Genomic DNA, 14,553 nt, shown 5'->3' with positions numbered 1-14,553 from the left:
ACGTTCGGATGGCGGATCTGTGAGTACATCGGTTACTAGACGTCGTACACGTCACTCGGCACGTACTGCGTCGTCTTGTCTTCCTCACGGAGGTCACAGCCGTCACCGCCCTCGACCTCCTCGCGGAGGAAGCTTGGCCCGATACGCTCGTTGTTCGTGAACGATATCTCGTGGTTCTCGTCGGCGCGTGCGACTCGCATCTCGTGTTCCATGTGGTGGGTCGCCCCGTCGAGCGTGAGGTCGCCCGACGGCGCGCTGATGTCGCGGCCCTCCTCGAGGACGCTGATGACTTCCTGTTGATCGAACGTGCCGGCCTCCTCGACGGCGTCCGCCCACAGGTACACCGAGAAGTAGTTGTTCTGGGCCTCCTGATTGAGGTAGTTCGCGTCCGGCCACCGCTCGTAGAAGGCGTCGACGAAGTTCTCTCCGTCGCGGAGGTCGCCGAGCTCCTCCATGTAGCTCACGCCGGCGTAGACGTTCGTAAGCGCCGGCGGGTCGTAGCGGATGTGCTCGTGGCCCTGCGCCATCGCCGTCGAGGTGCCGATCGGGATGTTCTCGAGGTCGTTGGTCGCCCGCTGGTCGTAGAAGTTCTCGTGGTTCGCTCCCACGAGCATCGACATGATGAAGTCGGGGTCCTCGCTCTGAATCCGGTTGATGACCGACGAGAAGTCGGTCTCGTCCAGCGGGATGTACTCCTCGCCGACGATGTTGTAGCCGTTCTCCTGCGCGAGGACGTTCACCCAGTCGCCCGACAGCTGGCCGAAGTTGTAGTCGGCGGCGATGATGTAGATGTCGTCGCCGAACTCGTCGGCGAGGTACGGCGTGACGATGCCCAGCTGCTGACGCGCGGTCGCGCCGACCGGGAAGATCGTGTTGTCACAGACGCCGCCCTCGTACTGCGTCGTGTAGAAGTATAGCTGTTCGTTCTCGTTGATGATCGGCCGGATCGCCTCCCGGGTCGCGCTGGAGTAGCCGGCCCAGAGGGCGTCGACGTCGTCTTGTAAGATCAGCTGCTCGGTGAGTTCCTGGTACCGGGAGTTGTCCGACTGCGGGTCCGGGTCGACGATCTCGATCTCCTCGCCGAGGAGCCCGCCGTTCTCGTTGATCTCCTCGAGCGCGAGCCGCGTCGCCTGCCACTTCGAGGTCCCGTTGAGCTGGAAGTTCCCCGAGCGGTCTTCGAGGATCCCGACGGTCGGCCCGCCGCCGCCGCCGCTGCCGCTTCCCCCGGAACACCCGGCCACCGAGATGCCGAGCGCGGTCGCCCCCGAGGCCAACACCGAACGACGAGGGATCGATTCGTGAGTCATACGTCAATCCCCACGATATCGGTCTCTTTTTGGATAGATACTGCCTTATTGGCTGCATTTCGAGTGGTTTGTCTTCTCATTTCAGACAATCCTTCGAAGATGGAGTCATCATATAAGACTTCTCCTCACGTCAATATGCATGGAAATACTCTCTCAGGTGTTTATATTACCTAATATCGGTGGATATACGAAACATTCGTTCAATAGTCATCCGTGCTAATCCAGGCGGATCTGAAACTCACGTAGCTATTGAAGTATAATTGCTTACCTCGCCGAATCTGTCATCAAATCGGTCACGAGCTCTGGCGGAGGCGTTCGCGTGAGCCGCCGAGGTCCGGCCCCGCGCTCGGTCCTCGAAGAGAGTTCGCCTCGTTCGCCGACCGCGGACCGACGAGACGGTCGACGCGGGACCCGACGAAACTTGGCAAACGGCGAGTTTTTCTCGCAGAGTGGCAGCAACCCGACGCGTTGGGTGAAAATATTGCCCCAGAAATATATTACTTCGAATTAAAACGTATATTCTCGTTCATTACTACACTAAGAGGAAGTCTTTTACAAGTATTGTTCGTTTATTCTCTCAGTATGGTAGTGTCTCATCAGCTACGGTGGATCCCGGCAGACGGAGCTCGTACCGATGAGTGACCTCGTGCCGGGGGAACTGTTACCGGCGGACGATCCGATCGAGATCAACGCCGGGCGCGAGACGGCGTCGGTCACCGTCGAGAACACGGGCGACCGCCCGTCGCAGGTCGGCTCGCACTTCCACTTTTTCGAGTGCAACAAGGCGCTCGAGTTCGACCGCGAAGCCGCCTACGGGATGCGACTGGACATCCCCGCCGGGACGGCGATCCGGTTCGAGCCCGGCTGCGAGGAGGACGTCGACCTCGTCGCGTACGGCGGGAATCGGATCCTCCACGGGATGGGCGGGCTCGTCGAGGGTGACCTCGACGACGAGGAGGTCCGGGAAGCGGCCTTCGAGCGAGCCCGCAAGGCGGGCTATATGGAGGGCGAGGAATGAGCCGCGAGCTCTCTCGGAAGGCGTACACCGACCTCTTCGGCGCCACGGAGGGCGACCGACTGCGGCTCGGCGACACCAACCTCCTGGCCGAGATCGAGACGGACCACGGCACCTACGGCGACGAGGCGGTGTTCGGCGGCGGCAAGACGATGCGCGACGGGATGGGGATGCAGCCCGGCACGACGCAGGCGGACGGCGCCCTCGACTGGGTGTACACCAACGTCGTCGTCATCGATCCCGTCCTCGGCGTCCAGAAGGGCGATATCGGGGTCCGTAACGGGAAAGTCGTCGGCGTCGGCAAGGCCGGCAACCCGGACACGATGGACGGCGTCGACGACGATCTGATCATTGGCGCGAGCACCGACACGATACCGGCCGACGGCCTCATCGCGACGCCCGGCGCGTTCGACATCCACGTCCACTTCAACAGCAAGGAGCTGTTCGAACACGCCTTAGCCAGCGGTATCACGACGATGTTCGGCGGCGGCTTCGGCGGCGGAGCGACGACCTGCACGCCCGGCCCCGAGAACATCAAGCGCTTCCTGCAGGCGGCGGAGGAGTGGCCGATGAACGTCGGCTTCTACGCGAAGGGCAACAGCAGCCGGCCCGAGCCGATCCGCGAACAGATCGAGGCCGGCGCGACCGGGCTCAAGCTACACGAGGACTGGGGGTCGACCCCCGCGGTCATCGACACCGCGCTCGACGTGGCCGACGAGGAGGACGTGCAGGTGTGTATCCACACCGACACGCTCAACGAGTCCGGCTTCGTCGAGGACACCTTCGAGGTCATCGACGGGCGGACGATCCACACCTTCCACATCGAGGGAGCGGGCGGCGGCCACGCGCCCGACGTGCTCGAACTGATCGGCCACGAGCACATGCTCCCCTCCTCGACGAACCCGTCGATGCCCTACACCGTCAACACGTTCGACGAACACCTGGACATGGTGATGGTGTGTCACCACCTCAACCCGGATGTCCCCGAAGATGTGGCCTTCGCCGAGTCGCGCATCCGGTCGGAGACCATCGCCGCCGAGGACGTGCTCCACGACATGGGCGCGATCAGCATGATGACCTCCGACTCCCAGGCGATGGGCCGGATGGCCGAGGTGATCTGTCGGACGTGGCAGACCGCCCACAAGATGAAGGCCCAGCGCGGGCCGCTGCCGGCCGACGAGGGGACGGACGCGGACAACGCCCGGATCGAACGCTACGTCGCGAAGTACACCATCAACCCCGCGAAGGTGGCCGGCATCGACGAGTACATCGGCTCGCTGGAGACGGGCAAGATGGCTGACATCGTGCTCTGGGAGCCCGAATTCTTCGGCATCAAGCCGAAGTGCGTCATCAAGGGCGGCTTCCCGGTCCACAGCGAGATGGGCGAGGCCAACGGCTCGCTGATGACCTGCGAGCCGGTGATGCAGCGCTCACGCGCCGGCGCGGTCGGCAAGGCGAAGAACGCCGTGAGCACGACCTTCGTCAGCGAGGCCGCCTACGAGAACGACGTCGGCGACGAGCTCGATCTCGATTCGACTGTCCGTCCCGTCGAAGGCACCCGCGACGTCGGGAAGTCCGACATGCTGCACAACGACTACGCGCCCGACGACATCGACATCGACGCCCAGACGTTCGAGGTCGAAGTCGACGGGGAACACGTGACGTGTGAACCCGCCGAGGAAGTTCCACTCGCACAGAGGTACACGCTATGAAACTCTCACCGAAAGACAACGAACGACTCACGATATTCATGGCCGCGGAGCTGGCCAGACGCCGGAAGGAACGCGGGATCGAACTCAACCACCCGGAGACGGTCGCATACATCTCCGACTGGGTCTGCGAACGCGCCCGCGAGGGGGAGAACGTCGCCGAGATCCGCGCGGAGGCGACGAGTCTCCTGTCCCGCGAGGACGTGATGGAGGGCGTCCCCGAGATGGTCGACATGGTACAGGTCGAACCGACGTTCCCGGACGGCACCAAGCTCGTGACGGTCCACGACCCGATTCGGAGCGACACCCAGGAGCAACTGGAATAATGGGGTACAGAGACGTCGCCAAGGTCGGTCTCGGGGGACCGGTCGGGTCGGGGAAGACCGCGCTCGTCCAGCGGCTCGTGCCGCGGCTCGACGAGGCCGGGTACAACGTGGGCGTCATCGCAAACGACATCATGACGCAGGAGGACGCCGACCGCCTCCGGGAGTCGTTCGCCGACCGACTCCCGGCGGACCTGGTCGCCGGCGTCGAGACCGGGGCCTGTCCGCACACGGGGATCCGGGAGGACCCCTCGATGAACCTCGCGAAGATCGACGAGTTCACCGAACGGCACCCGGAGCTCGACGTGGTGTTGATCGAGTCCGGCGGCGACAACCTCGCCGCCACGTTCAACCCCGAGCTTGCCGACTACTTCATGTTCGTCATCTCGGTCGCGGAGGGCGACGACATCCCGCGGAAGCGCGGTCCCGGGGTCACGCAGGCCGACCTCCTCGTCGTCAACAAGACCGACCTCGCGCCGCACGTCGACGTCGACCTCGACGTGCTCCGCGACGACGCGAAGACGGTCCGCGGCGACGACCCGACGGTGTTCACGAACTGCAAGGCGGAAGAGGGGATCGACGAGGTCGTCGACTCGATCGAACGGAGCGTCCTGTTCGCGTGAGCGTCGACGACCTCACCGACCCCGACGACCCCGCCGTTCCGCCCGCCTTCCGGGAGTACGGCACCCAACCCCTCCCGCAGTCGCCCGCCTTCGGCCACGGGAAGAACGGGGTCGCCGACCTCGTTTTCGGTCGCGAGGGCGACAACCCCACCCGCCTGCTGTCTGACCTCGTGAAGGTGCCGTACCACCTGACCGGCACGCTCGACAGCGATCCCGCGCCCGGGCTGACGACGGTCTGTCTCCAGGAGCCGACCGGGGGCGTCGCGCAGGGCGACCGCCACAGCCTCTCGGTCGAGACTCGCGAAGGCGCACGCGCCCACGTGACCACGCAGAGCGCGACGAAGGTCCACAGCATGAAGGCCAACTACGCCCACCTGGACGCGACGCTGGTCGCCGAGTCGGGCGCCTATCTCGAGTACATTCCCGGCCCGACCATCGTCAACGAGGACGCTCGGTGTCTGCAGACGACGACCGTCGAGATGGCTCCGGACGCGACCGTCGTCGTCGGCGACGTCTTCGTGCCGGACGGGCTGACGGACCACGAGCCGTTCGACTTCGAGCACTACCACAGCCGGCTGGAGGCGAGCGTCGACGACGACTTGGTGTGTGCCGACGCCGTCGACCTGCGCCCCGACGAGCGCGACCCCCGGGACCCGGCGACCGTTGGCGACCACGCCGTCGTCGGGACGCTGTACGTCTTCGCCCCCGACGCGACCGACACCGACGCCCTCGCAGACGCGCTGTACGACCGTCTGGCCGACCGAGAGGTCGCCGCCGGCGCGTCGGTCCTCAAAGATGACGCCGGTGTGACCGTCCGCGTCCTCGGCGACCGGAGCGCCGACGTCACCGCCGGCGTCGAGGCCGCGTGGGACGAGACCAGAGAGACTCTGCTCGGCGTCGGCGCGCCGCTGGAGGGCCGCGGCCGATGAAGCGCGTCGACGGCGTCGTCGGCAACGTCGACCGCGATCCGGCCCTCGCCGACGCGGTCGCCGAACACGAGGCGGCCGGCACGCTGGAGACGGTCGTCCTCGACGACACCGAGCGGCGTCGCTCTCGGCTCCGGGTGACGACCGATTCCGGAACCGACCTCGGTGTGCTCGTCGATCGGCCGGAGCTCACCGCCGGCGACGTGCTGGTGCTCGACGACGACCGGGCCGTCGTCGTCGCCTTCAAGGAGCGCGAGGCGTTCGTCGTCGAGTTCCCGGCCGCCGAGGCGGCGGTGGAGACGGCGGTCGAATTCGGCCACCGGGTCGGCAACCAACACTGGGACGTCGCCGTCGAGGGCGACACCGTGTACGTCCCGGTCGAGGCCGACCGGGCGATCATCGAAGACGTGCTGGGGCCGTACCTCCCGGCGGACGCGACCACGCGCTACGAAACCGTCGACGCCGAACGGTTCATCGAGGATGCGGAGACCGACGCCGGGACGGCGGGTCACGGCGGTGATCACGAGCACGCGGGCGAGGGCAGTCAGGGCCACGAGCACGCGGGCGAGGCCGGTCACGATCACGCGCATGGCGACCACGACCACACTGACGAGCACGGCCACGATCACGCGCACGGCGGCGACGGCCGCGATCACGGCCGCGAGACCGAGTCGACATCGGCGTCGGCGGAGGAACGATGACCTCGTCCGCGGCGTTGCTGACGGCGATGCGGCTCTCGGATTCGATGCTCCCGATCGGGACCTACACCGCGTCATACGGCGTCGAGCAGTACCTCAACGAGAGCGAGATCGAGACGGCGGACGAGTTGGGGGAGCTCCTCGCGGGATACCTCCGCGGCGTGATCGGCCCCGCCGAGATCGTCGCGCTCGGCCACGCCCACCGGTCGGCCGCGGCCGGCGATATCGAGGGGATAGTGGCGGCCGACGAGCGGCTCGGCGCGGCGACGCTACCGGCGGAGTTCCGGGACAGCTCGACGAAGGCCGGTCGGAAGCTGCTGGAGCTGCTCGCCGAGACGGAGGGTGAACCGGTCGACGATACCGGTGAGGGGGTGGCGACCGATGCTGACCCCCTCGCCGGGGCCGCGGGCGACGGGACTGTCGCCGAGTTCGCGGCGGCCTGCGAGGACGGACGCGCCGACGGCCACTACCCGGTCGTTCTCGGTATCGTCTGTCAGCGAGCGGGCCTCAGCGCGCGGGAGGCGGCGCTGGCGAACGCCTACGGCTCGGTGAGCGGGCTGCTCGCGGCCGCCCAGCGACTCGGCCGGTTCGGCCACACGGCGATCCAGTCGCAGCTCTCGGCGTTGTTCCCGGTGATCGAGGAGGTCTCGGACCGGTATCACGACGCCGAGCTCGACGCGATGTGCTCGTTCGCGCCGTTGGCCGACGTGATGGGAATGGCCCACGAGCGGGCCGACCGGCGGCTGTTCATGAGCTGATCGGTCTTGGCCGGTCCGACAGCGCTACCGGTCCGCCTCGACGACGGTGAGCTTGACCTGATGAACGCCTTTCAGCGGGCGAATCCGGGACAGTAACGCCTCTATCCGCTCGCCCGTCCCGTCGACGGCGATCGACTCCAGACAGAGGTGCTCGCTGATGTGAACGTGGTGCACGGCGATGATCGTCTCCGTGAAGTCGTGTTGCAGCTCGGTCAGCTCGTCGGTCACGCCGCCGTGCTCGTGTTCGTAGAGGACGACCACCGTTCCGCTGAGGCGACCGGAGAGATCGGTCTGTCGGTTGAACTCTGTGACGAACGCCCGGAGGGCGTCCCTCGTCGCTTCGGAGCGACTGTCGTACTCGCCGGCGTCGACCACGCCGTCCAGTTCGGCCAAGAGGCTCGGCGAGAGTGTGACGCTCATCCGGTCGACGTCTTGGCTCATGGTCCCGTGTTTTTCCAGCAGTCGCTTAACCGTTGGTGGCCGCGGCGCTCGATGGGTATCTCACTATACAATATTACGATTAAGAGGAGAAGTATTATTGATTCTGCACGGTCGATGTGAGACAAATGCACATTCCAGACGGCTTCCTCGACCCGTGGGTAGCGGGGCTCTTCTGGGTCGGGTCCGGCGCCGCGATCGGCATCGCGGTCAGGCGCGCGCGGGACAAACTCGGCGACGACCGGACGCCGCTCCTCGGTGTCGTCGCAGCGGGCATCTTCGCCGCACAGATGTTGAACTGGCCGATACCGGGCGGAACCAGCGCGCACTTCGTCGGCGGCGCGTTCGCCGGGATCCTCCTGGGACCCTCGCTCGGCGTCCTCGCGATGACCGCCGTCGTGACGATTCAGGCGCTCGTGTTCGGCGACGGGGGCATCATCGCGCTCGGCGGGAACCTCTTCGCGATGGCCGTCGTCGACGTGCTCGTCGGCTACGCCGTCTTTCGCGCCCTCCGGGGCGTCCACGAGACCGGTGCCGCCTTCGTCGCCGGCTGGGGAGCGATCACCGCCTCGGCGCTCGCGGTCGGCGTCGGCGTCGGACTGTCGTCGGCGTTCGCCTACGAACTGGGCGTCGCCGTGCCGATCATGGTCGCGGGCCACGCGCTGTTAGGTCTCGTCGAGGGAGCGATCACGGCGGCGGTGTACGGCTTCCTCGCGAACGCCCGACCGGACCTCGTTCTCGGACGGTTCGAGAGCGACTCGCCGTCCCCGGAGGTGGGTCTGTGAACGCGCTCGTCTCGGACGCGTGGGCGCGGCGGGCGCTCCTCGCTCTCCTCGTTCTCGTCGTCTTGGCCCCCGTGTTCGGCTGGGCCTCGGGCGCCGTCGGCTACGCCGAACCGCTCGAAAACGCCGCCGAGGCGACTGGCGCCACCGACGCGGCCGACCCGCTCACCTCCGGCCTCCTCCCCGACTACGGTGTGCCCGGCCTCGGCGCGCCGCTCGGGACGCTCGTGTCCGCTGCCGTCGGGACGGCCCTCACGCTGGCGGTCGCGCTCGGGATCGGCCGACTACTGGAACGGTGACCGGTCTCGTCGGGCGCTCCGTCGAGTCGATCACGGGTGCGCTCCGGGGCGTCTTCGCGGCCGAACGGGTCGCCGCGGCCGACGGGTTCCTCCAGCGGCGCGACCCGCGAGCGTCGCTGTGCGCCGTCGCCGGCCTCGCGCTGGCGGTGATGATCACACGGACCCTCGCGGTGACGCTCTTCTTCGGCGCCGTGACGGTCGCGCTGGCGCGGCTGTCGAAGGTGCCGCTACGGCGACTGCTCGCGCGGTCGGCGGTCGTCCCGGCGGCGTCCGCGTTCGTCGTCCTCCCGCAGTTGGTGCTGCTGCCCGGAGAGACGCTCGTACAGGTGCTTGGTGTCGCCGTCACCGACGCCGGCGTCTCGTACGTCGTCCTGTTCACGCTCCGCGTCGGAACCGGCGTCGCGCTCCTGTCGCTGATCGTGATGACGACGCCGTTTTCGGCGGTGGTCGCCGCGATGCGGGAGCTGCGAATCCCGGTCGCGCTCGTGTGGGTCATCGCGGTCACGTACCGGTACCTGTTCCTGTTTTTCGACGAGCTCCAGCGGCTGATTCTGGCGCGAAACAGCCGAACGACGGGGCGATCGAGCGTCCGCGGGGGGTGGCGCGACGCGAGGCGGCTCGCGGGGACGTTCCTGCTGCGCACGATCGACCGCGGCGAGCGGGTCGGGCGCGGGATGCGGGCCCGCGGCGGCGCCCGACCGCCGTCGCCGTACGGTCGGGCACGGAGTGTCGATAGGTACGATTACGCCTTGGTCGCCCTCGCGGCCGCGACTGTCGTCGGTTCGGGGGTGATCAGATGGGGCCTGTGATCGAATCACACGGGCTGTCACACGAGTATCCGGATGGGACGACGGCGCTTCGGGACGTTTCGCTCACAATCGAGGCGGGCGAACGGGTCGCGGTTATCGGCGCGAACGGGTCCGGGAAGAGCACGCTGCAACTCGCGCTCGGCGGGCTCGTCGACGCATCGGCCGGCACGGTGGAGTACTTCGGGGAGACGACCGACGCGGAGACGGTCCGGGATCGACTCGGCGTGCTCCTCCAGGATCCGGACGACTACCTGTTCAACACGACCGTCCGCGAAGACCTCGAATACGGGCCGGCCCAGCTCGGGATGTCGAAGCAGGCGGCAGATAGGCGGATAGAGCGGCTCTCGGACCGGCTCGGCTTGACCGGCCTGCTGGATCAGCCGCCGTTTCGGCTGTCGGGGGGCGAAAAGCAGCGAGCGGCGGTCGCGAGCGTCCTGACGTTCGCTCCCGACGTGCTGTTGCTCGACGAACCGTTCGGCGCCGTCGACGGCCGATACCGGGAACGCATTCTGGAGCTGATGACCGCTCACGAGGGGGCCGTGGTGTCGTTCACGCCGTCGCCGGACCTCGTCCCGGAACTCGCCGATCGGGTGATTCTCATCGGCCAAGACGGGTCCGTCATCGCCGATGGTCCCGTCAGGGAGGTCCTCACGGACGGGCCGCTGCTGCGGGAACACGGGCTCCGACCGCCGGCAACGGTGCGACTGTTCGACGGAATCGTCGACGCCGACGCGATCCCGCTCACCGTTTCGGAAGCGCGCGAGTTCCTCGTCCGCGAGATCCGGTAGCGGACCCTCCTCTCTCGGGTCGACGACGGCTCTCCGGGAACCCGCGAACCGATCTCCGGCTCCGGCGCCACCTCACGCCAAGTCGCGGTCCTCGTCCGCGTGCGCTCGGACCCACAGCTCACCGATCCGCGAGAGGGTGGTCCGGTAGGACTTCCCGCGCTCCTCGCGCTCGATGTACCCTTTGCCGCCGGGGCCGAGTCGGTCGACGTTGTAGATCACCTTCGAGCGGAACGAGTCGGTGTACTCCTCGTTGAGGTCGGCGGCGAGCGTCTCTGCCAGCTCCGAGACCGACGCGAACTCGCCGTGCTCGCCGAGGGTGAAGAGGACGAGCTCCTCGAACGGCTTGACGTTCTGGAAGGAGGCGACCGGGAGCTCGATCACGTGGCTGTCGCCAATTTTCTTCGCGCCGATGGTGGTGCCGCGCTCGTCGAACTCCGCGAGCAGGTCGGTGGTGGTGGCGAGGCGGTCGCCGACGCGCTCGTCGTCCACCGCGTCGTCCTCGGCCAGCTCCCGCAGGAGGTCGCGGTTCGCACGCAGCTCCTCGGCGAGTTCGGTCTCCAGGTACTTCTCCGGGGCGGTGTAGTAGGTGTGGATCCGATCGCGGTCGTCCTGCCGCTCGACCATGATCGAGTGGGCCGCGGTCGCGAACGCGAAGGAGACGGGGCGGGGCATCGAACAGAGGTTCACCCACACTTCCCGTTCGTCGGGGGCGTCGCCGTCTCCCGTCTCGCCCGGCTCGTCCCGGTCCAGCTCCGCGTTAATGAGGTCGTAGGCGCGCTCGAAGGCGGCGTCGTAGTCGTACACGTCGGTCAGCCGCTCACGGACCGTCTCCGCGCCGAGCAGGTTCTGAAAGTCCTGTTCGAGCTTGCGCGCGATGTTGCGCGAGTACTCGACGTTGGCCTCGCTGCCGACCGTCCCCTCCAAGAGGATCACCCGGTCGACGTCGAACTGGTCCCGGATGAGCGGGGCGATCATGCGGTCGTAGTCGAAGCCGACCGGCACGATGTGGGTCTGCATACGCCGTACGTAACGGTGGCACTTATAAAAACCACCAGATACCTTACCGTTCAACCGAACATCGATCGTGTTTGCCCTACCTCCCGTAGTGGGCTTCAGGAGAATCAAAGCGGGAACCCAACTTAGTTCTTGCCTGAGTTTCGGTTGATCCTCCAAATCTCATCTAGGACTAGATTTCTAGATAAGAGTCGGAATCCCGAATTGTGGTCCTAGATTCTATTTTGGCCCAAAATCACCATATGGCAGGAGGATAAAGGTAAATATCTAATCTTGTTCCGTGAAAAATAGCCTACAACTAAAGCGATCAGATTATTCAGGTAGAATCATCTAATGAATAAATCTACTATATTAGTGAGTATAACACAAGATGGGGTGAATCGGAGTAACCCTGTAGAAGTGGGTTTGTAGAATTGAAGGGTAGGGGGGTTAGGGTAGGGTCACTACCAGCAGCATGATTCAAGCTTATTTCTCTCCTTTGAGCTTTAGCTTACAGACTCACAATCGATTTGAATCGGTATTCTAGGGGATATAACAAACTCTCTAGGGACTTTCAGGGTTCCATGTCCTTTCCATCCTTTCAGATTCAAATCGATTTGAGAGTCAATTTGATGGGTATACTTCAAGTAGTAGGATCGAAGGAAGGATAGATACAAAGAAGTAGTAAAAGAATAGAACAAAGATCAATAGAATAAACAAAATAGTTGTCTTTTAGTCAAGTTTCTAAAGTTCTGACAAAGTTCTTTACAAGTTTTTCATAATCTTGGAGACAAAGATTACTATCAGTTATCTAGTGTCTGAATGTCGAGTAATAATCCGTATGGTATATCGCTTAAGATGGGTTGTTAATTTCATACGTGTAGATTTGAGAAGGAGGTTCCCCCAAATCACCCTTTACAGAGCTTCTATCAGGAAAATAAGAAATTGGACTTAGTACCTTGTCGTGAGATACCATACCGACTTTCGAGACTATCTATTGATTCTATTGTAGATCGTATTCTCGCAGTTATCACATTGGTTCGGCTCATTTCTATACCGCTTACCACAACGATCACACTCCCATCTAGCTCCGAGAATCTTGCAGAGAATAGAGTCAATGAATCCCATATCTACCCCTCATAGGCGTATTTGTAATAAATCCTTGTCACGTTACGGCAGAAAATCTCTGCTAAAATTTCACAGAAAAAATCACCAAAGGACAAGCCGAGATTTTTCACGTCATAGTACCTGAACCGACACATGACAAGGAGAGAAAAGGCCCTAGAATGGGCCATAGAAAGGAGCTTTGCGACAAAAACAGGCATACTATTCTTCGGAGCTATATTGATCTTAGCAGGAACCGAACTACGAATAGATTATCCTGTTATTGGATATTCTATCACGTTCATCGGGTTAGTAACTGATTGGGGGATCGTCTATCTTGTCTACAGAGAGATTAGCAACATAAGGAACGAAATTGTACAAGTCAAAGACGAGATAGAAGAGGCAAAGGCAGAAATAGAGGATACTAGATGGGAAGCTGAGGAAGCGAAGGATATGGCTGAGGAAGCAGGAACTTGGTGAATATCATCGGACAGATATTATCCAAAAATAGAATATAGAAATTCTAATCCTCCAAACTATAGGGGTTCAATCTTTAGAATTCCTATATTCTATCATTATAAACCGTGAAGTTTATAAGTTTGTATCACTTAGTATTAGTTGAATATATGGCTGAAAATATATGCGGTGGAAGCGAGCGAGAGTTTACATCTATCAGTCTCTCCAAGGACATGCGGAAGAAGCTCAAGCTTCGCAAAATAGAAGAGGATGTATCAACTTACGACGAACTTTTGAGAAACGAACTAGAAATTTAGAGGTTTTATATTATGACAAATGCAGGTGCAGGATTTGTAAAGGCGGAACGACACGGAAATCACATTTCTCCTAAAGGAAGCGGGAGTAACGGACGATCTAAGGGTGTAGCAGAGCTATCCTCTCATTCAGATATCGAAGCGGCGGATCTTAATCCAGAATCGGATGTAGTGATCGAAGAATTGGAAGGTGGAGACGCCAAAATTCGGGAGAGAGAACCGGATGAACACGTCGTTAAGATTGAGGTAGATTCTTTAGCAAACTCCCGTCTTTCTAAGTTCTTTAGTGAAGAGGAAATCGCAGAGCTACAATCTAAGGAGGAAACCGTTCAGGGAGAGTCTAAGCCTAAGGACATCGACCAAGTTTGGTCGGAAATTGAAAGTTTGGTTGAAGAACACAATAAGGAGGTGGCAAAACGTCGAAAGCAAAAGGAGATTGAACGAGCAAAGGAGGAATTGAAGAAGGGAACTAAGTACGATCGTGAAGTCTCCGATCTCTCTGGTGAAGAGTTTAAGAGTCTCATAGCAGAGGCTAATCAAGAAGGTAGTTCTGAACCAAAATCCGAAGAGCTAGAGGCTGCTATCCAGCATATTGAGAATAAGTATGCTCCTATGCTCGATGAGGATTCTAATTCTAAGGATTTCAACCCCGTTCAGGCTGATGAGCTATCAGAGGGTCTAGACGCTTTCAGGGAGTATAGTGAAAACGGGGGTCTAGACGCATGGTCCGATATAGCAAATGACGTGGAGAAATCTTCGGAGGTGCCTGATACAGAGGTTACGACTCTTCAAGATGGAACCTATATCCGAACTAGTTTTTCAAAGCTCTGTTCAGAGCTTCGGGAAATGGATAATGACGACTCCAAAGATACGGAAATTACGGATGAATCCGGCGACGTAATTACTGCGATTGTACCAGAGGGAGAGAGTTATGAGTGAATCCAATTGTCCAAAGTGCGGGGACGAATCCTATCAGGAAGAAGAAATCGGGGGTTCTCCCTCTGGAATTGGATACACCTTCATGAGTGAGTGTTCTTCTTGTGGGTTCTCTAAGCTATGAAATTGGATAACGTCCCTTGCCCTCGTTGTCAAACCGACATAGAAGTATCAGAGAGTGATCTGAATCTCTCCTTTCTTGGAGACTCAAAGCTCACTCTCACGATTATTACCGACTGTCCCTCTTGTGACTTTCGCTAGTTGTCCACTCTCTC

16 protein-coding genes are annotated in these 14,553 nt (G+C 61.8%); 13 read left to right on the top strand and 3 right to left on the bottom strand.

Translation table 11 applies throughout. The features are described 5' to 3' along the window. Positions 1–35: 35 nt before the first annotated feature. On the bottom strand, positions 36–1,307 hold the full coding sequence (locus ACP96_RS07005) for an urea ABC transporter substrate-binding protein (protein ID WP_050024823.1): 1,272 nt from the start codon (positions 1,305–1,307) through the stop codon (positions 36–38). A 634-nt stretch (positions 1,308–1,941) separates the two neighbouring features. Between ACP96_RS07005 and ACP96_RS07000 the strand changes: the two genes are divergently transcribed. From ACP96_RS07000 to ACP96_RS06970, 7 genes are read left to right on the top strand one after another with little or no spacing between them, the layout of a single operon-like run. Then, the gene (locus ACP96_RS07000; protein WP_050024822.1) at positions 1,942–2,325 is read left to right on the top strand and encodes an urease subunit beta; all 384 of its coding nucleotides are present in this window, start codon (positions 1,942–1,944) and stop codon (positions 2,323–2,325) included. After that, positions 2,322–4,034: an urease subunit alpha gene (gene ureC, locus ACP96_RS06995; RefSeq protein ID WP_050024820.1), complete on the top strand. Its 1,713-nt coding sequence runs from the start codon at positions 2,322–2,324 to the stop codon at positions 4,032–4,034. Before ACP96_RS07000 ends, ureC begins: the two co-directional genes overlap by 4 nt. Beyond that, entirely contained in the window at positions 4,031–4,357 is a 327-nt protein-coding gene (locus ACP96_RS06990; protein ID WP_050032789.1) for an urease subunit gamma, read from the top strand. Before ureC ends, ACP96_RS06990 begins: the two co-directional genes overlap by 4 nt. Further along, on the top strand, positions 4,357–4,977 hold the full coding sequence (ureG, locus tag ACP96_RS06985) for an urease accessory protein UreG (protein WP_050024819.1): 621 nt from the start codon (positions 4,357–4,359) through the stop codon (positions 4,975–4,977). The genes ACP96_RS06990 and ureG overlap by 1 nt, the downstream gene beginning before the upstream one ends. Beyond that, entirely contained in the window at positions 4,974–5,906 is a 933-nt protein-coding gene (locus ACP96_RS06980) for an urease accessory protein UreD (protein ID WP_050032788.1), read from the top strand. The genes ureG and ACP96_RS06980 overlap by 4 nt, the downstream gene beginning before the upstream one ends. Then, positions 5,903–6,604 carry an urease accessory protein UreE gene (gene ureE, locus ACP96_RS06975; RefSeq protein WP_050032787.1) on the top strand — a complete coding sequence of 234 codons (702 nt, stop codon included), beginning with the start codon at positions 5,903–5,905 and terminating at the stop codon, positions 6,602–6,604. Before ACP96_RS06980 ends, ureE begins: the two co-directional genes overlap by 4 nt. Next, complete coding sequence (locus ACP96_RS06970; RefSeq protein WP_050024816.1) at positions 6,601–7,359, top strand: urease accessory protein UreF; 759 nt, start codon at positions 6,601–6,603, stop codon at positions 7,357–7,359. The genes ureE and ACP96_RS06970 overlap by 4 nt, the downstream gene beginning before the upstream one ends. Positions 7,360–7,383: 24 nt before the next feature. On the opposite strand, the gene ACP96_RS06965 is transcribed toward ACP96_RS06970, so the two are convergent. After that, entirely contained in the window at positions 7,384–7,800 is a 417-nt protein-coding gene (locus tag ACP96_RS06965) for a CopG family ribbon-helix-helix protein (RefSeq protein ID WP_050024815.1), read from the bottom strand. A gap of 125 nt (positions 7,801–7,925) precedes the next feature. On the opposite strand from ACP96_RS06965, the gene ACP96_RS06960 reads away from it, so the two are divergent. From ACP96_RS06960 to ACP96_RS06945, 4 genes are read left to right on the top strand one after another with little or no spacing between them, the layout of a single operon-like run. Continuing rightward, entirely contained in the window at positions 7,926–8,582 is a 657-nt protein-coding gene (locus ACP96_RS06960) for an energy-coupling factor ABC transporter permease (protein ID WP_050024814.1), read from the top strand. Further along, positions 8,579–8,878, top strand: a complete 300-nt coding sequence (locus tag ACP96_RS06955) for a PDGLE domain-containing protein (protein ID WP_050024812.1) — start codon at positions 8,579–8,581, stop codon at positions 8,876–8,878. The genes ACP96_RS06960 and ACP96_RS06955 overlap by 4 nt, the downstream gene beginning before the upstream one ends. Next, complete coding sequence (gene cbiQ / locus ACP96_RS06950) at positions 8,875–9,687, top strand: cobalt ECF transporter T component CbiQ (RefSeq protein WP_050032786.1); 813 nt, start codon at positions 8,875–8,877, stop codon at positions 9,685–9,687. The genes ACP96_RS06955 and cbiQ overlap by 4 nt, the downstream gene beginning before the upstream one ends. Further along, positions 9,675–10,475 (top strand): energy-coupling factor ABC transporter ATP-binding protein, encoded by an 801-nt coding sequence (locus ACP96_RS06945; RefSeq protein WP_050032785.1) that lies wholly within the window; start codon positions 9,675–9,677, stop codon positions 10,473–10,475. Before cbiQ ends, ACP96_RS06945 begins: the two co-directional genes overlap by 13 nt. Positions 10,476–10,547: 72 nt before the next feature. On the opposite strand, the gene ACP96_RS06940 is transcribed toward ACP96_RS06945, so the two are convergent. Beyond that, a complete protein-coding gene (locus ACP96_RS06940) occupies positions 10,548–11,492 on the bottom strand; it encodes an HFX_2341 family transcriptional regulator (RefSeq protein WP_050032784.1) in 945 nt (314 codons plus the stop codon). A gap of 1,236 nt (positions 11,493–12,728) precedes the next feature. Here ACP96_RS06940 and ACP96_RS06935 point away from each other — a divergent pair. Both ACP96_RS06935 and ACP96_RS06930 read left to right on the top strand, forming a co-directional pair. Beyond that, positions 12,729–13,052 carry a hypothetical protein gene (locus tag ACP96_RS06935; RefSeq protein ID WP_050032783.1) on the top strand — a complete coding sequence of 108 codons (324 nt, stop codon included), beginning with the start codon at positions 12,729–12,731 and terminating at the stop codon, positions 13,050–13,052. Between the two features lie 305 nt (positions 13,053–13,357). Beyond that, a complete protein-coding gene (locus ACP96_RS06930) occupies positions 13,358–14,281 on the top strand; it encodes a hypothetical protein (protein ID WP_154020415.1) in 924 nt (307 codons plus the stop codon). Positions 14,282–14,553: the final 272 nt, after the last annotated feature.

Source organism: Halorubrum halophilum (genome assembly GCF_000739595.1).
Lineage (GTDB): Archaea > Halobacteriota > Halobacteria > Halobacteriales > Haloferacaceae > Halorubrum > Halorubrum halophilum.
The sequence above is the reverse complement of the archived record's forward strand: the minus strand, read 5'-3'. Positions and strand labels throughout refer to the sequence as shown.